The organism is Pseudomonas sp. LBUM1658 (assembly GCF_059716055.1).
The window spans coordinates 6,537,851-6,560,022 of record NZ_CP166798.1; the positions used below are offsets into that span (position 1 = coordinate 6,537,851).

Below are 22,172 nucleotides of genomic sequence, written 5' to 3' on the forward strand. Positions count from 1 at the left end.
CGTCTCAACCGCTAGTTGCAGGATCGTTCAAAAGGAACCCGCATGTCCGTCCCCCTCCTCACTCAGGATCGCTGGCTCGATCTCAATGATCTGCTGCGTGAACTGGTCGCCCAAGGCTTTATCAGCCAGGATTGTGCCGAACACGCATTGGCCTCCCGACGTAACACCGTCAACAGCCAGCTCCACCCGCTGGAATTTCTCGCCGGCCAGCAGTTCGACGACCTCAGTCGACCCGGCAAGCAACTCGACCTGGAAAGCCTGACCCTGTGGCTCGCGCAGCAGGCCGGTCAGCCTTACTTGCGCATCGACCCGTTGAAGATCAACGTCGCCGGCATTACCCCGCTGATGTCTTATGCCTTTGCCCAGCGCCACAAAATTCTCGCGGTGTCGATCGATCGCGACGCGGTGACCGTGGCCAGCGCGCAGCCCTACGTCACCGCCTGGGAAGCCGATCTGACCCACGTCCTGAAGCTGCCGATCAAGCGCGTGGTGGCCAACCCGGCGGACATCCAGCGCTTTACCGTGGAGTTTTTCCGCCTGGCCAAGTCGGTCAGCGGCGCCAACAATTCTGATCAGAAAATGAACACCCTGGGCAACTTCGAACAGTTGCTCAACCTCGGCGCCAGCGACCAGGAGCCGGACGCCAACGACGCGCACATCGTCAACATCGTCGACTGGCTGTTCCAGTACGCCTTCCAGCAGCGCGCCAGCGATATCCATATCGAACCCCGCCGCGAGCAAGGCACCGTGCGCTTTCGTATCGACGGCGTGCTGCACAATGTCTATCAATTTCCCCCACAAGTGACCATGGCCATCGTCAGTCGCCTGAAAAGCCTGGGGCGGATGAACGTAGCGGAAAAGCGCAAACCCCAGGACGGTCGGGTCAAGACCAAAACCCCGGACGGCGGCGAAGTCGAATTACGCCTGTCGACACTGCCAACGGCCTTTGGCGAAAAAATGGTCATGCGGATTTTCGACCCGGAAGTGCTGCTCAAGGACTTCGACCAGCTGGGTTTTTCCGGCGAAGACCTGCGGCGCTGGCAGGACATGACCCGCCAGCCCAACGGCATCATTCTGGTCACCGGCCCGACCGGCTCGGGCAAGACCACCACGCTCTACACCACCCTGAAGAAACTGGCGACGCCCGAAGTCAATCTCTGCACCATCGAAGACCCGATCGAAATGGTCGAACCGGCGTTCAACCAGATGCAGGTCCAGCACAACATCGACTTAACCTTTGCCAGCGGCATACGGGCACTGATGCGCCAAGACCCGGACATCATCATGATCGGCGAGATCCGCGACCTGGAAACCGCGGAAATGGCGATCCAAGCCGCGCTCACCGGGCACCTGGTGCTTTCCACCCTGCACACTAATGACGCGCCGAGCGCTATCAGCCGCCTGTTGGAACTCGGTGTGCCGCATTATCTGATCAAGGCCACCGTACTCGGGGTCATGGCCCAGCGGCTGGTGCGCACCCTTTGCCCCCACTGCAAAGCGCCTGTGAGCCTGGGCGACGAGGACTGGCAGACCCTGACCCGACCCTGGCAAGCACCGCTGCCAACCAATGCCCAGCGGGCAATCGGTTGTCTGGAGTGCCGCGACACCGGTTATCGCGGGCGCGCCGGGGTTTACGAAATCATGCTGATGAGCGACAGCGTCAAAGCGCTGATCCACCGGGACACCGACCTGCTGGCTGTGCGTCACCAGGCATTCAAGGAAGGTATGCGCAGCTTGCGGTTATCCGGAGCGCAAAAAGTCGCGGCTGGCTTGACGACCATTGAGGAAGTGCTGCGGGTGACACCCCAAAGTGAGCTGAAATAACGGCGTGGCCGAGGATGGTCGTCAGGCCGCCTTCCTGGAAGCCGAAGCCCCGGCCGCCGACAGGGTCTGGAAGGCCGGACACGCCTGTCGGCTCACGTGTGCGAATTATCAGACAGGAGGGGGTAATCATTCAGGTAGAACCCGTCGATTGAGGGTAACGGAACTCCATTGGGCTATCGGGCATCAAACAGTTCAGATAACCCACGTCGGAGTCACCCATTATGCGTCTTAAACTTGCTGTCGCTACCTTGGCCTTACTTTCCCTTCCTGTCGGTTCGGCAATGGCCGACGGCTTCTGGCGTAACGTCATTTCCTCAGGTGCGACCACAGGTTCTACCTACCTGACCTTCAAGGATCACAAACTGATGGTCGCCGCCCAGGACGATGCCGGCAGCTTCGTCGCCAGCGATGGCGGTATTCGTGGCCCGTATCTGGAAGCCGCAATGCAGAAAGTCCGCGCCGATAACCCAGGCTTGCAGGCTACCGACATGGAACTGGCCAACGCGATTCTGGCGAAGAATGCGGTTGCCCAGCAGTGATCTACTGATCTGCTGAATAAAAAATGCCGCTCCCGGGAGCGGCATTTTTTTGGACCTTCGTTGTAGGAGCGCTCGCTTCAACGATACGCATCCACCGGTACGCAAGCGCAGAACAGATTGCGGTCGCCATAGACATTGTCGACGCGATTCACCGCCGGCCAGTATTTATGGGCCTTGGTATGAGCGCTAGGAGTGACTGCCTGTTCAATGCTGTAGGGCCGTTCCCAGACTCCGATGATATCCGCCAGGGTGTGCGGCGAACGTTTCAACGGGTTGTCTTCGCCGGGCCAGGTACCGTTCTGCACCTGGGATATTTCTGCGCGAATACTCAGCATGGCTTCAATGAAACGGTCCAGTTCAGCCTTGGACTCGCTCTCGGTCGGCTCGACCATCAGCGTGCCCGGCACCGGGAACGACATGGTCGGCGCGTGAAAGCCATAGTCCATCAAACGCTTGGCCACGTCCTCTTCGCTGATCCCGGTTTGCGCCTTGAGCGGCCGCAGATCAAGAATGCATTCGTGGGCCACCCGACCATTGCGTCCGGTATAGAGCACCGGGAAAGCTCCGCTCAAATGTTCGGCCAGGTAGTTCGCGGCGAGAATCGCCACCTCGCTGGCATCCGCCAATTGCGGTCCCATCATCGCGATGTACATCCAGCTGATCGGCAGAATGCTCGCGCTGCCCCAAGGCGCCGCACTGACCGCGCCGTTCTGCGGCAGCGGGCCTTCGATCGGCACCACCGGGTGATTGGCGACAAACGGCGCCAGATGCGCCCGCACGCCAATCGGCCCCATGCCGGGACCACCGCCGCCATGGGGGATGCAGAAGGTCTTGTGCAAATTCATATGGGATACGTCAGCGCCGATATCCGCTGGCCGGGCCAGCCCGACCTGGGCGTTGAGGTTGGCGCCGTCCATATACACCTGGCCACCGTGACTGTGGACAACTTCGCAGATCTCGCTGATGCCTTCTTCATACACGCCATGGGTCGATGGGTAGGTCACCATCAGGCAAGACAGCTTGTCGCCGGCGTTCAGGGCCTTGGATTTCAGGTCGTCCAGATCAACGTTGCCGGCATCGTCGCACTCGACAATCACCACCTGCATTCCCGCCATCTGAGCCGACGCCGGGTTGGTTCCGTGGGCAGACGCCGGGATCAGGCAAATATTGCGCGTGCCCTGCTGGCGGCTCTCGTGGTATTTGCGAATCGCCAGCAAGCCGGCGTATTCGCCCTGAGCGCCGGAGTTGGGCTGCATGCAGATGGCATCGAAGCCGGTGATCGCACATAGCCAACGCTCCAGCTCGCTGATCATCAGTGAATAGCCCAACGCCTGTTCGGTCGGTGCGAACGGGTGCAGATTGGCAAAGCCCGGCCAGGTGATCGGGATCATTTCGCTGCTGGCATTGAGTTTCATGGTGCAGGAGCCCAGCGGGATCATTGACTGGTTGAGCGACAGGTCCTTGTTCTCCAGCTGCTTGAGGTAGCGCAGCATCTCGGTTTCGCTGTGATGGGCATTGAATACCGGATGGCTCAAACAAGGCGAGCGGCGCAGCAGTTCAGCCGGGATGCCCGAGGCCAATGGCTCGGCATCCAGCTCGGCGACATCCAGCCCGTGGTCGGCACCAAGGAAGATATCGAACAACCGCGCCACCGTGGTTTCATCACAGGTTTCATCGAGACTCAGGCCTAACTGACCACGGCCGAGTATCCGCAGATTGATCTGCGCAGCCTTGGCGCTTTCGATAATCGCCGTCTGGCTGCCGCCGACTTCCAGGGTCAGGGTGTCGAAGAACTGCGTGTTAAGCCGTGTAATGCCGTTGCGTTCTAGACCGGCGGCCAGAATGCAGGTCAGCCGGTGAACCCGCTGGGCAATGCGTTTGAGTCCCTCCGGGCCGTGATAGACCGCATAGAAGCTGGCGATGTTGGCCAGCAGCACCTGCGCGGTGCAGATGTTCGAGTTGGCCTTCTCCCGGCGGATATGCTGCTCGCGAGTCTGCAACGCCATACGCAGTGCGACATTGCCCCGTGCATCCTTTGAAACGCCGATGATCCGCCCGGGAATCGCCCGTTTGAACTCATCACGACTGGCAAAAAACGCCGCATGAGGACCGCCGTAACCCATGGGCACACCAAATCGCTGGGACGAACCAAACACCACATCGGCCCCTAATTCCCCTGGCGGGGTCAACAGCAACAGGCTGAGCAGATCAGCCGAGACACAAGCCAGCGCCTGCTGCGCATGCAACTGATCGATCAGCGGCCGCAAATTGCGGATTTCACCGTGGGTGTCCGGGTATTGCAGCAGCGCGCCGAACACCTGGTGGCTGGCAAGATTCTCCACAGCATCGATCACCAACTCGAAGCCGAACCCTTCGGCCCGGGTCTGGACCACGGAAATGGTCTGTGGATGGCAATTTTCGTCGACGAAAAACAGATTGCTTCTGGACTTGGCCACCCGCTTGGCCAGTGCCATGGCCTCCGCTGCCGCCGTGGCTTCATCCAACAGTGAGGCGTTGGCCAGTTCCAGGCCGGTGAGGTCGATGGTCAGTTGCTGAAAATTCAGCAACGCTTCGAGCCGCCCCTGAGCAATCTCAGGCTGATAGGGCGTGTAGGCGGTGTACCAACCGGGATTTTCCAGCACGTTTCGCAGGATCACCGCCGGCGTCAGGGTGCCGTGATAGCCCATGCCGATCAGATTGGTCCAGACCTGGTTCTGCTCGGAATAACCTCTGAGTTTGGCCAGTGCGGCCTCTTCATCAAGAGCGGGTGGCAGATCCAGCACGCGGTTGAATCGAATGCCCGGCGGCACCGTCTGCTCGATCAACTCGACCCGGCTGGCGAGCCCGAGACTGTCGAGCATGGCCTGTTGCTCGGCGCAATCGGGTCCCAAATGGCGCCGCAGGAAGGCGTTGGGGTCGCGTAACTGGCTCAAGGACGGCAGCTGGGACATGACGGGCTCTCTTCTTGAATGGCGCTCGGCGTCGATGCAATTCGGTCAAAGCAGCATAGCAGTCGATCCCGAGGGTCGACGGCATGGGGTCTTTGGCCAATCGGTACCATTATGCTCAGCGTCTGAGAAAGCCCTGCGGGTGCTGGAAGACGCCGCACAAGCCTTGGTCTCGAGCTGAAAGGGCCGTGCGCACGGTTTCACGGAGGGCATGTTCCCGGTTGCGGAGCATGTGGGTCGTTTGATCGTCTCGCTGCCGATGTTCTCGGCCATGAGCAAGAGTGATGTCGAGCGTTCGGTGGCGGCGGTCAAGGCTGTCCTGCAGCCGTAATCGCTGCCTGCATCTGTAGGAGCTGCCGCAGGCTGCGATCTTTTGAGCTTTCTAACGGACCACGCGTTTTCCGAACAAAGATCAAAAGATCGCAGCCTGCGGCAGCTCCTACGGTGGAAGGGGTGTTAACAAATCCCGTGTAGGAGCTGGCGAAGGCTGCGATCTTTTCAGCGGTCAGTGGAAGTGTCGCGGCTGACACCAAGATCAAAAGATCGCAGCCTGCGGCAGCTCCTACGGGGCGAGCATTACTCGCCGATAGCGCTCTTGTACTTTTCTGCGTCGAGCAACTTCTCCAGCTCAGTGGTATCCGTTGGCTCAAGCTTGAAAAACCAGCTGTCGTATGGCGCGCTGTTGACCAGCTCCGGATTGTTGGCCAAATCTTCGTTGATAGCGACGACTTTACCGGAGACTGGGGAGTAGATATCGGACGCGGCCTTGACTGACTCCACCACACCCGCGGCGTCACCGGCGGCAAACACTTTGCCGATTTCCGGCAATTCGACGAACACTACATCACCCAAGGCTTCCTGAGCATGATCGGAAATACCCACTTTCACGCCACCGTCCTCTTCCAGACGGGCCCATTCGTGACTTTCGGCAAAACGCAGATCGACTGGGATCTCGCTCATATTCTGTGTCCTCAAGAAAAATGTCAGCGGTTGATTGCCCGCCAGAAAAAGTTAGATCAAGGCTTTGCCATGACGCACAAAGGTCGGTTTTACCACCCGAACCGGGTACCACTTGCCACGGATTTCAACTTCTGCACGGTCCGCGGTAGCCATGGGCACCCGCGCCAGTGCGATCGACTTGCTAAGCGTAGGAGAGAAACTACCACTGGTGATCTCCCCTTCGCCAACATCAGCAATGCGAACCACCTGGTGAGCGCGCAATACTCCGCGCTCCTCCAGCACCAGGCCAACCAGCTTCTGCTGCACTCCGCCTGCCCGTTCGGCTTCCAGCGCGGTGCGGCCGATAAACTGACGAGCGGCAGGTTCCCAGGCAATGCTCCAGGCCATATTGGCCGCCAGCGGTGAGACATCCTGGTGAATGTCCTGGCCATACAGGTTCATTCCGGCTTCAAGTCGCAGAGTATCGCGGGCGCCGAGGCCGATAGGGGAAATGCCGGCACCGACCAGATCGTTGAAGAACGCCGGAGCCTGATCGGCCGGCAGGATGATTTCCAGACCATCTTCACCGGTGTACCCGGTACGCGCGATAAACCATTCACCGTCGGCCTGACCTTCAAAAAGACTCAGCTGCTGGATCAACTTGCCACGAGCCTGGTTAACCAGCTCGGCAATCTTGTGCCGGGCCAGCGGGCCTTGAATCGCCAGCATCGCCAACTCGGAGCGCTCCTGCAACTGCACTTGGTAATCGCCGAGCTGAGCCTGCATCCAGGCCATGTCCTGATCACGGGTGGCGGCATTCACCACCAGGCGGTAACCAGCCTCGGTGCGATAGACGATCATGTCATCGACCACCCCGCCGCGCTCATTAAGCATGGCGCTGTACAGGGCTCGGCCAATGCTGTGCAGACGTTCGACATCATTGGCCAGCAAATGCTGGAGCCAGGCCTTGGCCTGGGGACCGCTGACGTCGATGACGGTCATGTGGGATACATCGAAAACCCCGCAATCGCGGCGCACTTGATGGTGCTCTTCGACTTGCGAGCCATAATGCAAAGGCATATCCCAACCGCCAAAATCGACCATCTTCGCGCCGAGGGCGAGGTGAAGGTCATACAGAGGCGTACGCTGTCCCATGGGTTTCTCCTTCCGGGCGTGGCGAAGGTGCGGACAGGTGCTGTACCGAGCGAAAGCCTTTAAATATATGGCTTTCAGCCGATTTCAGTCACCCGGTCCGAGGACGGACCGCACCGAATGCCGCGCATTGTAGCCGCATGATGTAGGACTGGCACCTAGCCTGTTCGATGCGCGGAACGTCGGATCAATCCGATGACCGGTAACAGTCCGACCAAAACCAGCGTCAAGGCTGGCAGCGAGGCCCGCGACCACTCGCCTTCACTGGTCATTTCGAAGATTCGAACGGCCAACGTGTCCCAGCCGAACGGGCGCATCAGCAGAGTGGCGGGCATTTCCTTGAGCACATCGACGAACACCAGCAACGCGGCGCTGAAGGTACCTGGCAGCAACAGCGGCAGATACACTTTGAAAAACAGTTGTGGCCCACTGACGCCCAAACTGCGTGCTGCTTCGGGCAACGAAGGCCGAATCCGCCCCAGGCTGTTTTCCAACGGCCCGTAGGCCACCGCAATGAATCGCACCAGATACGCGAGCAACAACGCCGACAAGCTGCCCAGCAGCAAAGGTTTGCCTGCGCCACCCAGCCAGGAAGACAGCGGGATCACCAGCTCGCGGTCCAGATAGCTGAAGGCGAGCATGATTGACACGGCGAGCACCGAGCCCGGCAAGGCGTAACCCACATTGGCCACACTGATACCGGAGCGAATGGCCCGGGTCGGTGCCAGTCGTCGGGCAAATGCCAGCAACAAGGCCACGCTCACCGTGATCAAGGCTGCCATGCCGCCCAGGTACAGCGTGTGCACGATCAGCCCGGCATACCGCTCATCGAGGTCGAAACGCCCGCGCTGCCAGAACCACACCACTAGCTGCAGCATCGGAATCACAAAGGCACAGGCAAACACCAGGCCGCACCAGCTGCTGGCGGCCAACGCCTTGAACCCGCGCAGGTGATACAACGCCTTACCTCGAGGCCGCTCGTTACTTGGCCGGCTGGCGCCGCGCGCCCGGCGCTCGCCATACAACACCAGCATGACCGCCAGCAGCAACAGACTGGCCAGTTGCGCTGCACTGGAGAGACTGAAGAAGCCGTACCAGGTCTTGTAGATGGCTGTGGTGAAAGTGTCGAAATTGAACACCGCCACCGCACCGAAATCCGCCAGAGTCTCCATCAGCGCCAAGGCTACGCCCGCACCGATGGCCGGCCGAGCCATCGGCAGCGCCACGCGCCAGAACGCCTGCCAGGGTGATTGGCCGAGGACCCGTGCCGCCTCCATCAGGCCCTTGCCCTGGGCAATAAAGGCGGTGCGCGCGAGTAAATAGACATAGGGGTAAAACACCAGCACCAACACCAGGATCACCCCGCCGGTGGAGCGCACCCGTGGCAGGCGCAGACCCATGCCGAACCATTCGCGCAACAGGGTTTGTACCGGGCCGGAAAAATCCAGCAGACCGACGTAGACAAACGCCAGCACATAAGCCGGAATCGCAAACGGAAGCATCAGCGCCCAATCCAGCCAGCGCCGCCCGGGGAAGTCGCAGAGGCTGGTCAACCAGGCCAGGCTGACACCCAGCAGCGTCACGCCGACCCCGACACCCAGCACCAGCGTCAGCGTGTTGCCGAGCAAGCGCGGCATCTGGGTCTGCCACAGGTGCGACCAGATCTGCAGGTCGATCGACTGCCAAGCCAACAGCAGCACGCTCAGCGGCAGCAGAACCAGTGCAGCAACGGCAAAGACCAGCGGATACCAACGACGTTGGGCGGGATGGGCCACGAAAAGCTCTCTGGGGGAATCAGCAAAAGTGTATGCAAACCGCAAAAAGATCGCAGCCTGCGGCAGCGCCCACAGGCGCGTAGGAGCTGCCGCAGGCTGCGATCTTTTGATCTTTAGCCTCAGTTCCAGCCAGCACGGTCCATCAAACGAATGGCCTCGGCCTGACGCTTGCCAGCCACTTCCACTGGTAAGGTATCGGCAACGAACTTGCCCCAACCCGCCACTTCAGCAGACGGTTGCACACTCGGGTTGGCCGGGAACTCCTGGTTGATGTCGGCGAAAATTCTTTGTGCTTCTGGTGTGGTCATCCACTCCACCAGCGCCTTGGCCGCTTCCGGATGCGGTGCGTGTTTGGTCAGGCCGATGCCGGACAGGTTGACGTGCACACCACGGTCGGCCTGGTTCGGCCAGAACAGTTTTACCGCCAGATCAGGCTTCTGTTTGTGCAGGCGGCCGTAGTAGTAGGTGTTGACGATGCCGACATCGCATTGTCCGGCGTTGATCGCTTCGAGCACCGCGACGTCATCGGAGAATACGTCGGTAGACAGGTTGTTGACCCAGCCCTTGAGGATTTTTTCGGTTTTTTCCGCGCCATGGACTTCGATCATCGTGGCGGTCAGCGACTGGTTGTAGACTTTTTTCGCGGTGCGCAGGCACAACCGACCTTCCCACTGCTTGTCGGCCAACGCCTCGTAAGTGGTCAGGTCAGCCGGCTTTACCCGGGCAGTGGAATAGGCAATGGTCCGCGCCCGCAGGCTTAAACCGGTCCACTGATGGGCGGACGAACGGTATTGAAGCGGAATATTGGCGTCGATCACCTTGGAGGTGAAGGGTTGCAGGATGCCCATTTGCTCGGCTTGCCAAAGGTTGCCGGCATCGACGGTGAGCAGCAGGTCAGCAGTGGCGTTTTCGCCCTCGGCCTTGATCCGCTGCATCAACGGCGCTTCCTTGTCGGTGATGAACTTCACCTGGACGCCGGTCTTCTGGGTGTAGGCATCGAACACCGGTTTGATCAGTTCATCGATCCGCGAGGAGTAGACCACCACTTCATCAGCCGCCTGGGCCGTGCTACCGATGAGTGTGAGTGCCAGGGCAGTCAGTAGACGCTTCGGTGCCAGCATGGGGGCGGTCTCTCGAAATAAGGGAAAATGAAATGATAGTGACTCACATTTAGCTTCTCAACCGAACAGTCCGCCGAGGAGTTACCAGATGTTGCCGAAGGGGGAAAGCTGACATCGGTGGTGACCGATCCACCGCTATCGTGAGCGAGCTTGCTCGCGAAGAGGCCATCAGCAATTGTGAAGATCTCAGGCCTTGGCCAACTCCGGCAAATCTCCGGTCAGTCCCAGCGCCTGACGCACGAACAACGCTTTGGTCTCAGGCATCTGGTCGACCATCTTCAAGCCTGTATTACGCAGCCAGCGCAGCGGCAAAGGATCGGCCTGGAACAACCGCTCCAGCCCTTCCATCGCCGCCATCAGCGCCAGGTTGTGGGGCATGCGTCGACGCTCGTAACGGCTGAGCACTTTGACATCCGCCAGGCGCTCGCCGCGGTTGGCCGCTTGCAGCAGCACTTCGGCCAGTACCGCGGCGTCGAGGAAGCCGAGGTTAACCCCCTGCCCGGCCAACGGGTGAATGGTATGGGCCGCATCGCCGATCAGCGCCAGGCCTTCGGCCACATAGCGCTTGGCGTGACGCTGACGCAGCGGCACGCAAAGTCGCGGGTCGGCGCTCAACACCGTGCCCAGCCGGCCTTCGAAAGCTCTTTCCAGCTCGCGGCAGAAGGTTTCATCGTCCAGCGCCATCAGACGTTCGGCTTCAGCCGGGGTGGTCGACCAGACGATCGAGCACCAGTCGTGCCGGCCGTCGCGTTCCAGCGGCAAAAAGGCCAGCGGCCCATTGTCGGTAAACCGCTGCCAAGCGGTCATCTGGTGGGGCTCGGCACTGCGCACGCTAGTGACGATGGCGTGATGCAGATAATCCCATTCACGGGTCGCGCAACCCGTCAGGCGACGCACCGCCGAGTTGGCGCCGTCCGCCGCGATCACCAAAGGTGCACGCAGCACCCGGCCATCGGTCAGGGTCAGCAGCCAGTCGTCGCCGGAGCGGCGCATCTGTTCCAGCCGCGCATTGGCCAGCAAGCCCAAATCGCAGTCGTGCAAACGCTCGAGCAAGGCATCCTGCACCACGCGGTTCTCGACGATATGCCCGAGCACTTCGGCATGCACGCTGGCCGCCGAGAAATGGATCTGCCCGGTGCCGCTGCCGTCCCAGACCTGCATTTCGGTGTAGGGGCTGGTGCGCCGCTCAGCGATGCCATCCCAGACGCCCAGACGCTCGAGGATCCGCTGGCTGGCTGCCGACAAGGCGCTCACCCGCGGTTCAAACGGTGCCTGCGCATCAAAGGGTTTGACGCTCAACGGGCCACCATCGAGCAGCAGCACCTCCAGCCCGCTGTCCTGCAACGCCAGCGCCAAGGCGCTCCCAACCATTCCGGCCCCGACAATCAGCAGATCTGCGCGCATTTCCATGCTTTAAGCCTGTCTCGCTTGCGGCTTGAGCCGCACGTAAAGGGGTTTATCGAGCCGCGCCACCTGCGTGTCGCCGCCGTCATCAATCTCGAAACCTTGGGTCAGCCACTCAAGCACCGGGACGGGTGCCCAGGCCCATGGCCTGTCGGGCGAACCAGCGTTTGGCCGGTGGCAGCAGATCGAGGCCGAGCAAGCCGATATTGCGCCCCAGAGCAACCAACGGTTGCGCGCTGCCAAACAAACGGGTGACCTGATCGGAGAAACCGATAGTCAGTTGCTGATCCAGCCATTGCCGCTCCCGATAGGCCTGCAAGGTTGCGAAGTCGCCCGGTGCGCTCTCGCTGCCCAGCACGGCATCGGCCAATGCCTGGGCATCACGCAGCGACAGGTTGAAACCCTGACCGGCAATCGGATGCAGGCTGTGGGCGGCGTTGCCCAGAATCGTCAGGTGCGGACGAACCTGTTCTTCGGCCTCCACCAGCGTCAACGGATAAAGATGCCGCGCGCCGACCTGCTTGAGAGTGCCCAGGCGATAACCGAAGACGCCCTGCAACTCGCTGAGAAAGCTGCGCTCATCAAGGCTCGCCAGACGCTTGGCGTCCATGCCGATACGGGTCCAGACCAGCGCACAGCGGTTATCCGGCAGCGGCAACAAGGCCATCGGACCATCATCGGTAAAGCGTTCGAAGGCCACGCCGTTATGGGACTCGCTCGGGGTGATGTTGGCGATCAGCGCACTCTGGTTGTACGGGCGTTGTTTAATGCCGATCCCCAGTTGCTCGCGCAGCCCCGAACGGCCGCCATCGGCCAACACGGCCAGATCGCAGTCGAGGGTGGTTTCATCGTTGAGGGTCAGGCGGTAGCCATCTTCAAGAGGCTCCATGCACGTGACTTCGGCCGGGCAGCGCCAACTGATCACGTCCTTGTCCAGGCCTTGCCAGAGGCATTGGCCGAGCCAGGCGTTCTCCACCACATAACCGAGCGCCGGAACGCCCTCCTCCATGGCCGACAACCGTGCGGTGGAAAACCGCCCGCGATCGGAGACGTGGATCTGTTTAATCGGCTCGGCACGGCGGGAAATTTCCTGCCACAGGCCCAGCCGCTGATAAATTTGCCGGGCACCGTAGGACAGCGCCGAGGAGCGGGCATCATAACTCGGTTGAAAGCTGTCGCCGGGGGCAAAAGGTTCGATCAGCACGATCTTCCAGCCGCGGACCTTGGCTCCCGCCTGCAAGGCCAACGCCAGACTGGCACCGACCAGGCCACCACCAATGATTGCCAGATTGACTCGACTCATGCCGCCTGAGCCCGCGCAGCCGCCATCAGCGCTTCGATCTCGGCCACCGCTTTTGGCACGCCTCTGCTCAGAATTTCACAGCCCTGCCTGGTCACTACCACGTCATCCTCGATGCGCACGCCAATGCCGCGCCATTTCTTCGCTACGTTCTGATTGTCCGGTGCAATGTAGATGCCCGGTTCGACCGTCAGCGCCATGCCGACTTCCAGCACCCGCCACTCGCCGCCGACCTTGTACTCGCCGACGTCATGCACATCCATCCCCAGCCAGTGACCGGCGCGATGCATGTAAAAAGCCTTATAGGCTTCGCTGGCGATCAGCTCGTCGACGTCACCCTGCAACAAACCAAGGTCCACCAAGCCCGTGGTAATTACCCGAACCGTGGCTTCATGAGCCTGGTTCCAGTGCTTGTTCGGGGCGATTTGGGCAAATGCCGCTTCCTGGGCAGCCAGCACCAGCTCGTAGATCGCTTTCTGCTCAGGGGAAAACTTGCCGCTGACCGGCCAGGTCCGGGTGATGTCGCTGGCATAGCAGTCGATCTCGCAACCGGCATCGATCAACACCAGGTCACCGTCCTTGAGCAGCGCATCGTTCTGCTGGTAATGCAGGATGCAACTGTTACGCCCCGAGGCGACAATCGAGCCATAGGCCGGCATTTTTGCCCCACCCTTACGAAATTCGTAATCCAGTTCCGCCTCCAGGCTGAACTCATGCAAACCGGCACGGCTGGCCTGCATCGCCCGAATATGTGCCTGAGCGGAAATCCGCGCAGCTTCGCGCATCACCTTCACTTCTGCCGACGATTTATACAGGCGCATGTCGTGCAACAGATGATCCAGAGCAACGTATTCGTTCGGAGGTTGGGCGCCGAGGTGAGCTTTAGAGCGGATCACGTTGATCCAGTCCATCAGATGGCGGTCGAATTCGGGATTGCTGCCCATGGCCGAATAGACCCGGTCGCGGCCTTCGATCAGCCCCGGCAGGATGTCGTCGATGTCGGTGATCGGGAAGGCATCATCGGCACCGAAGTCGCGAATCGCGCCTTCCTGCCCGGCGCGAAAACCGTCCCACAACTCGCGTTCGGCGTTGCGTTCACGGCAGAACAGCAGGTATTCGCCATGTAGACGCCCGGGCATCAGGACCAGCACTGCCTGAGGCTCGGGGAAACCGCTGAGGTACTGGAAATCGCTGTCCTGACGATAGACATGCTCGACGTCACGGTTGCGGATCGCCACGGCGGCGGCCGGCAGAATTGCGATGCTGTTGGGTTCCATCTGCGCCATCAGCGCCTTGCGGCGACGGCTGTATTCCGATTTCGGGATATGAATCATGGGCAGATGGATTTCCCTGACAAACGATTAGTGCAGCGAAGGCTTTGCAGGCGCTGTAGCTGGTTTGGTGGTCTCGGTGAACAGCAGCAATGGCGCAACCCGCAGGTACTCCATAACTTCCATGTAGTCACTTTCGCCGTCGTCGGATTCTTCCAGGGCGTCTTGCACCTGGGCAATGGCCGCGAGATCCTGCAATACTTCCGTGGCTTCGGCGCTCAAGGCGTTGTCACGATAGGTCAGACCGAAACCGGCGAGGAAACCCTGGCACCACTGGCCCAAGGCTTCGGCACGCTCGGTCAGCGGGGCGTCATCGGACGGCAATAGCAGCACAACAGTCATGTCGTCGCTGGTCAGTTCGCCTTTGACCATTTCCTGCAGGCCGATCAAGGCGTTGCGGACGTTGTCTTGTGGCTCGCCTTCGAGCAGCTCGGCGGCATCGGCCAACCAGCTGTCGGCTTCAAAACCGGCGCCGGCGCAACTGCGCCCCAGCAACAGGCCATGCAGTTCGGCAGGCGAGACAGGATGGCCGCTGGTGGTGAGCAGTGTGGCGAACGCGTGATACGGGGAATTCTGAATGGGCATGGGCTGCTAGGCGCCAAGCGGCGCAATGTCTAGAATGAAGGCCTTGTATCCTAGCATCGGCAGACGCGCCAAGACTATCGAGGGCGCCAACTCGTTTGCCTAGGGTCTTCGTCAGAGATGTCAAATGACCCTAGCCAGTGCCATTCATCAGACAAATCCAGTGGAACCCAATGGAAGACACCGACCTGCAAGCGCTGATGGCTAGACTCGAACTGCTAATTAACAGGGTCGAGCAACTAAAGAGTCAGAACGGACTCTTATTAGCTCAAGAAAAGACCTGGCGCGAGGAACGCGCTCACCTCATTGAAAAGAACGAAATCGCCCGGCGTAAGGTCGAATCCATGATTTCGCGCCTCAAGGCCTTGGAGCAAGACTCATGAGTTCAAACAATAGCGTTACCGTGCAGATCCTCGACAAAGAATATTCGATCATCTGCCCCCAGGAAGAGCGCAGCAATCTGGTGAGCGCCGCCCGCTATCTGGACGGCAAGATGCGTGAAATCCGCAGCAGCGGCAAAGTTATCGGTGCCGATCGCATTGCGGTGATGGCTGCGCTGAACATCACCCATGACCTGCTGCATAACCAGGAGCGCTCTGAGGTGCAGGCCAGCGGCGGCTCGACCCGCGAGCAGGTCCGCGACCTGCTGGAACGTGTCGATTTGGTGCTCGCCACCGATTCGGATGTCACCAAGGGCTGATTCCTGAGGGTGGTTGCGGTATACTCGCGCCACTCCCTGGGGTGCTTGCCAGTTGGCGATGTCCCTGAGCCGATTCGCACTACCCTGGAGGTTGCACGTTGGGCCGGTGTGCATGTCCGCTAGACGGAAAGCCTTAAGGCCTACTGCATCTTCCACCTTGAACTTTCGGGTTCAAGGGCTAAGTCGACAGCGGTTCATCCGGGGAGCCTGAATTCCTGCCCACTGCCAGTTTTTACAAACTGGCAGTGGTTTTTAACGAGTACGCCATCCTGCCGCGCTCGATCCTGATCAGCCAGAATCCATGAACGAACCTGCGCCGCTTTCCCGCCCGCAACTTCGACGCATGCTGCGCGCAGCCCGCCGCGAACTCACGCCCTGTGAACAACGCGAGGCGGCCCGCGGACTTTATCGACAACTGGCACAGCACCCGCTGTTTCGCCGGGCCAGACACATCTCGCTGTATCTACCCGCCGACGGTGAAATTGATCCGCGCCTGGTGCTGCGCGCTGCGCAGCGTCGGGGCAAGATCACCTACCTGCCGGTGCTCAGCGCCTGGCCGCGGACCAAGATGGTGTTCCAACACATTCGCCCCGGGGAAAAGTTTCGCCCCAATCGCTTCGGCATTCCCGAACCACGATTCAACACGGCCCGACAACGCAAGGTCTGGGCCCTGGATCTGGTGTTGTTACCGCTGGTGGGTTTTGATGAGTTCGGCGGACGCTTGGGTATGGGCGGCGGTTTCTACGACCGTAGCCTGGCGTATCTGGCGCGTCGCAAAACCTGGTGCAAGCCGACGCTGCTGGGACTGGCTCATGAATGTCAGAAAGTCGATCGACTCGATCAGGCGAGCTGGGATGTACCGCTGCAAGGAACGGTTACGGACAAGAAGTGGTATTTCGCCGGGTAGACGCCACTGGAGTCAGCGGCGTCGGATAAAACACTGTCAATGCTTGACGGGTTGCTGCTGCGTAGCGACGGCAATCGGGGCCTCGGTCTGGGGCGACCACAGACTCTGCGCATAACCCGTGGTCACGACGCCCAAACCGAACAAAATAACCAAAATCCATAGTAAATCCGGTTTGCGTTTCATCGATTGCCCCCCTTCAGGCAAATCACACACGATGACAGCAACGGTTTGTTATAGGCCGTGCAGCAGCGTCAAGCTAAGAAGGCCGGCATTTTGCGGTAACGTGAACCGACACGCAAATGCTGGCGTCAACCGACCGTCGGTTTGTCATAAAATTGCCGGACAACCTGTCCACTCCCCCTCCAGGAGCAACAACAATGGCCTATTGGCTGATGAAATCCGAGCCCGAAGAACTCTCGATCAAGGGCCTGGAGACCCTCGGCGAAGCGCGCTGGGACGGAGTCCGCAACTACCAGGCGCGCAACTTTCTACGGGCCATGGCAGTAGGCGATGAGTTTTTCTTCTATCACTCCAGTTGCCCTGAGCCGGGTATTGCCGGTATCGGGCGCATTGTCCAGGCGGCCTATCCGGATCCGACCGCACTGGATCCGGAAAGCGTGTATTTCGACCCGAAAGCCAATGCCGAGAAGAATCCGTGGAGCGCGATCAACGTCGCTCATGTCGAAACCTTCCCCAAAATCCTGAGCCTGGGTTATCTGAAACAACAGACCGCGCTGACCGAGTTGCCGTTGGTGCAGAAAGGCAGTCGTCTGTCGGTGATGCCGGTAACCGCCGAGCAATGGGCGGCGGTTTTGGCGTTGCGCTAGAGAGTACTCGTTGCTTGTACTGGCCTCATCGCGAGCAAGCTCGCGATAGGGCCCGCCCAGACACCGAAGCTCCTATTGAATGATCAAATTGTTGAACAACAGGTCGTCCACCATCGGCTTGCCGGTTTCGTCATTCATCACTTGCTGGGTTTGCTTCAGGGCCTCCTGACGGAGCTTTTCCTTGGCTTCAACGTTACTCATGGCCTCGGTGGTTTGCTGGGAAAACAACGCCACCAACTGATTGCGGATCAAGGGCTGATTGGCCTTTACCGCCTGCGCCGCTTCATCGCCTGTCACCCGCAACGCCACATCGGCTTTGAACACCCTGAGTTTCGGGCCGCCATCCAGACCGTAATTACCCACGAAGGGCGGGCTCAGGCTGATGTAGCTTACCTTCGGTGCCGCACCCTCTTTGGCTTCTTCGGCCATCGCTGCCATTGGCAGAGACAGGGCCAGCATCAACATGATCCACGCTTTCACAGTTCGCTCCTTATCCGGTTTTGCGGGCTAGAATAACGACCCGTCTGTCTGAGCCAAAGCACAAAGCTTATGGCTGACTATCAGGGCCGGGCATGCTCGTTGACCGCTTGATTCACACACCTACACTTATCGGCCATCACTCCCAAAGGAATAGCCCCGATGAAAGCCGTGCTGTGCAAAGCCTTCGGCCCTGCCGAAACGCTGGTGCTGGAAGAAGTCGCCAGTCCTCAAGCGAAGAAGAACGAGATCCTGCTGGACGTGCACGCTGCCGGGGTGAATTTCCCGGACACGCTAATCATCGAGGGCAAGTACCAGTTCAAACCGCCCTTCCCGTTTTCCCCCGGCGGTGAGGCGGCCGGCGTAGTCAGCGCGGTGGGCGAAAAGGTCAGCCACCTCAAGGTCGGCGACCGGGTCATGGCCCTCACCGGCTGGGGTAGCTTCGCCGAACAGGTCGCGGTGCCCGGCTACAACGTTCTACCGATTCCCGCGGCCATGGACTTCAACACCGCCGCCGCATTCAGCATGACCTATGGCACCTCGATGCACGCGCTGAAACAACGCGCCAACCTGCAACCCGGCGAAACCCTGTTGGTGCTCGGCGCTTCCGGCGGAGTCGGTCTGGCCGCCGTGGAAATCGGCAAAGCCATGGGCGCCCGGGTCATCGCCGCCGCCAGCAGCGCCGAGAAACTCGCCGTCGCCAAGGCCGCCGGTGCCGATGAGCTGATCAACTACAGCGAAACCAGTCTGAAAGACGAGATCAAACGCCTCACCGACGGCCAAGGCGCCGACGTGATCTACGACCCGGTCGGCGGCGACCTGTTCGACCAGGCCATCCGCGCCATCGCCTGGAATGGCCGGCTGCTGGTGGTCGGCTTCGCCAGCGGGCGCATTCCGGAACTGCCGGTAAACCTTGCGCTGCTCAAAGGTGCAGCTGTAGTTGGCGTGTTTTGGGGGTCATTCGCCCAGCGCCAGCCCCAAGACAACGCAGCGAACTTCCAGCAGTTGTTTGGCTGGTTTACAGAGGGCAAATTGAAGCCGTTGGTGTCGCAGCTATATCCACTGGACAACGCAGCTCAAGCCATTAATGACCTCGGCCAGCGCAAGGCGGTTGGGAAGGTGGTGGTGCAGGTTCGCTGAATCGCCGCTGAGTTCGCACAAGCGGCCTGAACGTCCGATGACGTCGTTCAGACCGCAGTGACGCTTTTTCGACCACCCCTACAGTAATTTGCGGATTTCCTCCGGCAGGAAACGCACATATCTGGAGGTAGGACTGCCGCTGCAATTCCTCACAATGTACGGCACACTTCGATTGAGCCGGGCGATCAATGCCAGACGCTCGGCTTCCGGCAATTGCTTGGTGTAAAACACGTTCGACAGATAACCTCGGGTGTAATGGAACGCAGGCATATCGACCCACGATGACTCCGGGTAATGAAGCGCCTCCTCATTAAAGTCTCGGCATCTCCATTTCTTGATCCATTTATTGAAGTGAATGGGTAAATCCAGGTCGACTCGAAAAGCCATCGGCGCGACAACCTCCACTTCGGCGGGGTTATCGCTATCGACCGTCCACGGCCTGAAGCGCCACTGCCCAACGGCGGCCAGGGCGGCCTCGGCCAGTTGCGGATGAGCGTTCTCCAGCGCCTTCACTTTGCTGACTGAGCCATCGGCATGGGTGGTAAATGCAACCCGGACGTCACCCGTGACGCCTTTGCGGAACAACTCTCTGGGATAATCCGGCTTGGGAGTGTGCTCTGGAATCAAAAAGGCCTCCGCCGTCGCGCTATCGATAAAGATAAAAAATCCTAAAACAACCCCAAGCCAAAACTGCATAACCGCCACCCTTCGCGACTCAGATGCCAAACCTGGCAAGAGTGCTAAAGGTTAAAACAGTGCGGGGACACGGCAAATGCCATGGCTTCTCCTTTGAATGAAGGAGATTTCCTAACGCCAAGTCCCACGCTGCACTAAACACCTCCAGAAAATATGGGTGGGTAACAATTCCCACACCGCCCTCTGCTTACGCCTGAGCGACATGTTCGTAAAGGAACATGCATTCCCTCTGATTTCCGCTGTTTCGACAATGAGAAGCGATGCTATTTTCGGTAACGAAACTGTAATATTCGCATCCGCAGTCAAAACAAGAAATCTGGAGCCTTTGAATGTTTGCTTTCTTTCGTCCTGCCGCACATCAGGCTCCATTGCCTGAAGAAAAAATAGACAGCACCTACCGCCGCTTGCGCTGGCAGATCTTCGCCGGGATTTTCTTCGGCTATGCGGGTTATTACCTGCTGCGCAAAAACTTCTCCCTGGCCATGCCGTACCTGATCGACGAAGGCTACAGCCGTGGTCAGCTGGGGCTGGCGATGTCGGCGATTGCCATCGCCTATGGTTTGTCCAAATTCCTAATGGGTCTGGTGTCGGACCGATCCAACCCGCGCTACTTCCTGCCGTTCGGTTTGCTGGTGTCGGCCGGGGTAATGTTTGTTTTTGGTTTCGCGCCTTGGGCGACGTCCAGCGTAACCATGATGTTCATTCTGTTGTTCATCAACGGCTGGGCTCAGGGCATGGGCTGGCCACCGAGTGGCCGGACCATGGTGCACTGGTGGTCGCAGAAGGAACGCGGCGGCGTGGTATCGGTATGGAACGTTGCGCACAACGTCGGCGGTGGCCTGATCGGCCCGCTGTTCCTGCTCGGTATGGGCTTGTTCAACGACTGGCATGCGGCGTTCTATGTGCCGGCGGCCGTCGCGTTGCTGGTGGCGGTGTTCGCTTTTGTTGCCATGCGCGACACCCCCCAATCGGTGGGCCTGCCACCAATCGAGAAGTACAAGAACGATTATCCGGAAGGGTACGATTCCAGCCACGAAGACGAATTCAGCGCCAAGGAAATCTTCGTCAAATACGTGCTGCGCAACAAAATGCTCTGGTACATCGCCATGGCCAACGTCTTTGTCTACCTGCTGCGTTATGGCGTGCTGGACTGGGCGCCGACCTACCTCAAGGAAGCCAAAGGCTTCACTGTGGATAAAACTTCCTGGGCCTACTTCTTCTACGAGTGGGCAGGAATCCCCGGCACGTTGCTGTGCGGCTGGATGTCGGACAAGATCTTTCGTGGCAACCGCGGCCTGACCGGTATGGTGTTCATGGCGCTGGTGACCGTGGCGACCCTGGTTTACTGGCTCAACCCGGCGGGCAATCCAACAGTCGACATGATCGCACTGCTCTCCATCGGCTTTCTGATCTACGGTCCGGTGATGCTGATCGGTCTGCAGGCGCTGGAGCTGGCACCGAAGAAAGCCGCAGGCACCGCTGCCGGCTTCACGGGCCTGTTCGGTTATCTGGGAGGTTCGGTCGCGGCCAGTGCAGCAATGGGCTACACCGTGGACCACTTTGGCTGGGATGGCGGCTTTGTGCTGCTGGTCAGTGCCTGCCTGCTGGCCATGGCCTTCCTGGCGCCAACTCTGGGGCACAAGCAGGTCGCCAGTCAGAGCCGCGAAGCGATCGCTTGATCCGCGTTTGATTTGCAGCGCTTGAGCCGCGCCTCCAGATTCCGGTCTGGCATGGCGTGGCTACGCAGGGCGCTGACGGTCTGCTCGACGTAATCGCGGGTGGTGCCGTAACGCCCGCTAGCGCTTTCGAACACCTGGCTCAGCACATGATCCGGCAAATTGCCGGCATAGCTGGGCAGGTGCCGTTCCAACACAAATCCCAAGGCCTGAACCTGACTTCCGTCTTCGAGACGGCAGTTGAGCCAATGCGGGCGATAGGACGGGAACGGCATCTCGCGCTGCCAAAGGGCGTAGAGCGACGCTTCCAGCTGATCTTCCGGCAAGCGATAGGCGAAGCCGCTGCAAGAACCGCCACGATCCAGACCGAATACCAGTCCTGGCATTTCCGGGGTACCACGGTGCTCGTGAGACCACAGGTACAAACCGCGATGATAACCGTGCACTCGCCCACGTACCCGCTCGACCGCCGAGCATTCAGGACGCCAGATCAGTGAGCCGTAAGCGAACAACCAGACCGGACCACCCTTGTGCCGGCCCATGGTCGCCTGCATCGAGCTCATTAACTGCTCGTGAGTGAGCTGCGGTCCCAGATCGAGCCGCGGCGGGTATGGCGGATGCAAAAAAGCAGGTTCGATGGCTGTCATGGCGAATTGCGTTCAGCTCCTCGCGTATTAAAAGAGTTACTTAATAGAACGCGCCGCTGAAACCCCGAGGCACATAAGTTTCAAGGCAAGTTGAGTGCCAATAACTTTCGCGGACTTATGTATATACCCTAACGATATTTATTCGATTGGATAAATACCGAAAGGCTATATGGGGGGTTATATAGAA

The 22,172-nt window shown here is 59.7% G+C and carries 21 protein-coding genes, 1 other RNA gene and 2 pseudogenes; 10 read left to right on the forward strand and 14 right to left on the reverse strand.

Annotated elements, in window-relative coordinates:
- Positions 1–42 precede the first annotated feature (42 nt).
- Together tfpB and ACA064_RS30185 are read left to right on the forward strand one after the other, a co-directional pair.
- A complete protein-coding gene (gene tfpB / locus ACA064_RS30180; RefSeq protein WP_497671359.1) occupies positions 43–1,824 on the forward strand; it encodes a type IV pilus assembly ATPase TfpB in 1,782 nt (593 codons plus the stop codon).
- A 221-nt stretch (positions 1,825–2,045) separates the two neighbouring features.
- Entirely contained in the window at positions 2,046–2,363 is a 318-nt protein-coding gene (locus ACA064_RS30185; RefSeq protein WP_497671360.1) for a DUF2388 domain-containing protein, read from the forward strand.
- Positions 2,364–2,440: 77 nt separating this feature from the next.
- Here ACA064_RS30185 and gcvP read toward each other — a convergent pair whose 3' ends face one another.
- On the reverse strand, positions 2,441–5,314 hold the full coding sequence (gene gcvP / locus ACA064_RS30190; protein WP_497671361.1) for an aminomethyl-transferring glycine dehydrogenase: 2,874 nt from the start codon (positions 5,312–5,314) through the stop codon (positions 2,441–2,443).
- Between the two features lie 184 nt (positions 5,315–5,498).
- Here gcvP and ACA064_RS30195 point away from each other — a divergent pair.
- A pseudogene (locus ACA064_RS30195) lies at positions 5,499–5,642 on the forward strand (DegT/DnrJ/EryC1/StrS aminotransferase family protein); the annotation flags it as partial.
- Positions 5,643–5,887: 245 nt separating this feature from the next.
- On the opposite strand, the gene gcvH reads toward ACA064_RS30195, so the two are convergent.
- From gcvH to ACA064_RS30240, 9 genes and pseudogenes are all read right to left on the reverse strand, one after another.
- Positions 5,888–6,271, reverse strand: a complete 384-nt coding sequence (gene gcvH, locus ACA064_RS30200; RefSeq protein WP_497671362.1) for a glycine cleavage system protein GcvH — start codon at positions 6,269–6,271, stop codon at positions 5,888–5,890.
- A gap of 51 nt (positions 6,272–6,322) precedes the next feature.
- Positions 6,323–7,405, reverse strand: coding sequence for a glycine cleavage system aminomethyltransferase GcvT (gcvT, locus tag ACA064_RS30205; protein WP_497671363.1), 1,083 nt, complete (start codon positions 7,403–7,405; stop codon positions 6,323–6,325).
- Positions 7,406–7,560: 155 nt separating this feature from the next.
- Positions 7,561–9,177 (reverse strand): ABC transporter permease, encoded by a 1,617-nt coding sequence (locus tag ACA064_RS30210; protein WP_497671364.1) that lies wholly within the window; start codon positions 9,175–9,177, stop codon positions 7,561–7,563.
- Positions 9,178–9,296: 119 nt separating this feature from the next.
- Complete coding sequence (locus ACA064_RS30215) at positions 9,297–10,298, reverse strand: extracellular solute-binding protein (protein ID WP_497671365.1); 1,002 nt, start codon at positions 10,296–10,298, stop codon at positions 9,297–9,299.
- 186 nt (positions 10,299–10,484) lie between these two features.
- On the reverse strand, positions 10,485–11,702 hold the full coding sequence (locus tag ACA064_RS30220; protein ID WP_497674357.1) for a 2-octaprenyl-3-methyl-6-methoxy-1,4-benzoquinol hydroxylase: 1,218 nt from the start codon (positions 11,700–11,702) through the stop codon (positions 10,485–10,487).
- 9 nt (positions 11,703–11,711) lie between these two features.
- Positions 11,712–11,798: pseudogene (locus ACA064_RS30225) on the reverse strand (tetrameric acyl-CoA thioesterase); the annotation flags it as partial.
- Positions 11,799–11,817: 19 nt separating this feature from the next.
- Positions 11,818–13,005 carry a 2-octaprenyl-6-methoxyphenyl hydroxylase gene (gene ubiH, locus ACA064_RS30230; RefSeq protein WP_497671366.1) on the reverse strand — a complete coding sequence of 396 codons (1,188 nt, stop codon included), beginning with the start codon at positions 13,003–13,005 and terminating at the stop codon, positions 11,818–11,820.
- Positions 13,002–14,336, reverse strand: coding sequence for a Xaa-Pro aminopeptidase (gene pepP / locus ACA064_RS30235; protein ID WP_497671367.1), 1,335 nt, complete (start codon positions 14,334–14,336; stop codon positions 13,002–13,004). The genes ubiH and pepP overlap by 4 nt, the downstream gene beginning before the upstream one ends.
- A 27-nt stretch (positions 14,337–14,363) precedes the next feature.
- A complete protein-coding gene (locus ACA064_RS30240) occupies positions 14,364–14,918 on the reverse strand; it encodes a YecA/YgfB family protein (RefSeq protein WP_497671368.1) in 555 nt (184 codons plus the stop codon).
- A gap of 170 nt (positions 14,919–15,088) precedes the next feature.
- On the opposite strand from ACA064_RS30240, the gene ACA064_RS30245 reads away from it, so the two are divergent.
- The 4 genes from ACA064_RS30245 (at position 15,089) to ACA064_RS30260 (ending at position 16,522) form a co-directional block, all read left to right on the forward strand.
- Entirely contained in the window at positions 15,089–15,298 is a 210-nt protein-coding gene (locus tag ACA064_RS30245) for a TIGR02449 family protein (protein WP_003213954.1), read from the forward strand.
- The gene (locus ACA064_RS30250) at positions 15,295–15,615 is read left to right on the forward strand and encodes a cell division protein ZapA (protein WP_150640674.1); all 321 of its coding nucleotides are present in this window, start codon (positions 15,295–15,297) and stop codon (positions 15,613–15,615) included. The genes ACA064_RS30245 and ACA064_RS30250 overlap by 4 nt, the downstream gene beginning before the upstream one ends.
- A 30-nt stretch (positions 15,616–15,645) precedes the next feature.
- Positions 15,646–15,824, forward strand: a non-coding RNA gene (gene ssrS, locus ACA064_RS30255) — 6S RNA.
- Positions 15,825–15,916: 92 nt separating this feature from the next.
- On the forward strand, positions 15,917–16,522 hold the full coding sequence (locus ACA064_RS30260; RefSeq protein WP_497671369.1) for a 5-formyltetrahydrofolate cyclo-ligase: 606 nt from the start codon (positions 15,917–15,919) through the stop codon (positions 16,520–16,522).
- Positions 16,523–16,558: 36 nt separating this feature from the next.
- Here the strand turns inward: ACA064_RS30260 and ACA064_RS30265 are convergent, their stop codons facing one another.
- Positions 16,559–16,705: a hypothetical protein gene (locus ACA064_RS30265; RefSeq protein ID WP_497671370.1), complete on the reverse strand. Its 147-nt coding sequence runs from the start codon at positions 16,703–16,705 to the stop codon at positions 16,559–16,561.
- A gap of 194 nt (positions 16,706–16,899) precedes the next feature.
- Here ACA064_RS30265 and ACA064_RS30270 point away from each other — a divergent pair, with 194 nt between their 5' ends.
- On the forward strand, positions 16,900–17,349 hold the full coding sequence (locus ACA064_RS30270; protein ID WP_497671371.1) for an EVE domain-containing protein: 450 nt from the start codon (positions 16,900–16,902) through the stop codon (positions 17,347–17,349).
- Between the two features lie 72 nt (positions 17,350–17,421).
- Here ACA064_RS30270 and ACA064_RS30275 read toward each other — a convergent pair whose 3' ends face one another.
- Positions 17,422–17,829 carry a flagellar basal body-associated protein FliL gene (locus tag ACA064_RS30275; protein ID WP_497671372.1) on the reverse strand — a complete coding sequence of 136 codons (408 nt, stop codon included), beginning with the start codon at positions 17,827–17,829 and terminating at the stop codon, positions 17,422–17,424.
- Positions 17,830–17,988: 159 nt separating this feature from the next.
- On the opposite strand from ACA064_RS30275, the gene ACA064_RS30280 reads away from it, so the two are divergent.
- Positions 17,989–18,966 (forward strand): NADPH:quinone oxidoreductase family protein, encoded by a 978-nt coding sequence (locus ACA064_RS30280; RefSeq protein ID WP_497671373.1) that lies wholly within the window; start codon positions 17,989–17,991, stop codon positions 18,964–18,966.
- Between the two features lie 78 nt (positions 18,967–19,044).
- Here ACA064_RS30280 and ACA064_RS30285 read toward each other — a convergent pair whose 3' ends face one another.
- On the reverse strand, positions 19,045–19,662 hold the full coding sequence (locus tag ACA064_RS30285) for an energy transducer TonB (RefSeq protein ID WP_497671374.1): 618 nt from the start codon (positions 19,660–19,662) through the stop codon (positions 19,045–19,047).
- A 329-nt stretch (positions 19,663–19,991) separates the two neighbouring features.
- On the opposite strand from ACA064_RS30285, the gene glpT reads away from it, so the two are divergent.
- A complete protein-coding gene (gene glpT, locus ACA064_RS30290) occupies positions 19,992–21,341 on the forward strand; it encodes a glycerol-3-phosphate transporter (protein WP_497671375.1) in 1,350 nt (449 codons plus the stop codon).
- Here glpT and ACA064_RS30295 read toward each other — a convergent pair.
- A complete protein-coding gene (locus ACA064_RS30295) occupies positions 21,317–21,985 on the reverse strand; it encodes a gamma-glutamylcyclotransferase (protein ID WP_497671376.1) in 669 nt (222 codons plus the stop codon). The two genes, glpT and ACA064_RS30295, sit on opposite strands and share 25 nt — an antisense overlap.
- Positions 21,986–22,172 lie beyond the last annotated feature (187 nt).

Excerpts from the sequence above, each read along its gene's own strand:
- ACA064_RS30240 (WP_497671368.1), bottom strand. The coding sequence starts at position 14,918 with ATGCCCATTCAGAATTCCCCGTATCACGCGTTCGCCACACTGCTCACC.
- glpT (WP_497671375.1), top strand. The coding sequence starts at position 19,992 with ATGTTTGCTTTCTTTCGTCCTGCCGCACATCAGGCTCCATTGCCTGAA.
- ACA064_RS30185 (WP_497671360.1), top strand. The coding sequence starts at position 2,046 with ATGCGTCTTAAACTTGCTGTCGCTACCTTGGCCTTACTTTCCCTTCCT.
- ACA064_RS30250 (WP_150640674.1), top strand. The coding sequence starts at position 15,295 with ATGAGTTCAAACAATAGCGTTACCGTGCAGATCCTCGACAAAGAATAT.
- ACA064_RS30285 (WP_497671374.1), bottom strand. The coding sequence starts at position 19,662 with ATGCAGTTTTGGCTTGGGGTTGTTTTAGGATTTTTTATCTTTATCGAT.
- ACA064_RS30215 (WP_497671365.1), bottom strand. The coding sequence starts at position 10,298 with ATGCTGGCACCGAAGCGTCTACTGACTGCCCTGGCACTCACACTCATC.
- gcvP (WP_497671361.1), bottom strand. The coding sequence starts at position 5,314 with ATGTCCCAGCTGCCGTCCTTGAGCCAGTTACGCGACCCCAACGCCTTC.
- gcvT (WP_497671363.1), bottom strand. The coding sequence starts at position 7,405 with ATGGGACAGCGTACGCCTCTGTATGACCTTCACCTCGCCCTCGGCGCG.
- ACA064_RS30260 (WP_497671369.1), top strand. The coding sequence starts at position 15,917 with ATGAACGAACCTGCGCCGCTTTCCCGCCCGCAACTTCGACGCATGCTG.
- gcvH (WP_497671362.1), bottom strand. The coding sequence starts at position 6,271 with ATGAGCGAGATCCCAGTCGATCTGCGTTTTGCCGAAAGTCACGAATGG.
- ACA064_RS30270 (WP_497671371.1), top strand. The coding sequence starts at position 16,900 with ATGGCCTATTGGCTGATGAAATCCGAGCCCGAAGAACTCTCGATCAAG.
- ACA064_RS30280 (WP_497671373.1), top strand. The coding sequence starts at position 17,989 with ATGAAAGCCGTGCTGTGCAAAGCCTTCGGCCCTGCCGAAACGCTGGTG.
- ACA064_RS30245 (WP_003213954.1), top strand. The coding sequence starts at position 15,089 with ATGGAAGACACCGACCTGCAAGCGCTGATGGCTAGACTCGAACTGCTA.
- ACA064_RS30265 (WP_497671370.1), bottom strand. The coding sequence starts at position 16,705 with ATGAAACGCAAACCGGATTTACTATGGATTTTGGTTATTTTGTTCGGT.
- ACA064_RS30295 (WP_497671376.1), bottom strand. The coding sequence starts at position 21,985 with ATGACAGCCATCGAACCTGCTTTTTTGCATCCGCCATACCCGCCGCGG.
- ubiH (WP_497671366.1), bottom strand. The coding sequence starts at position 13,005 with ATGAGTCGAGTCAATCTGGCAATCATTGGTGGTGGCCTGGTCGGTGCC.
- tfpB (WP_497671359.1), top strand. The coding sequence starts at position 43 with ATGTCCGTCCCCCTCCTCACTCAGGATCGCTGGCTCGATCTCAATGAT.
- pepP (WP_497671367.1), bottom strand. The coding sequence starts at position 14,336 with ATGATTCATATCCCGAAATCGGAATACAGCCGTCGCCGCAAGGCGCTG.
- ACA064_RS30220 (WP_497674357.1), bottom strand. The coding sequence starts at position 11,702 with ATGCGCGCAGATCTGCTGATTGTCGGGGCCGGAATGGTTGGGAGCGCC.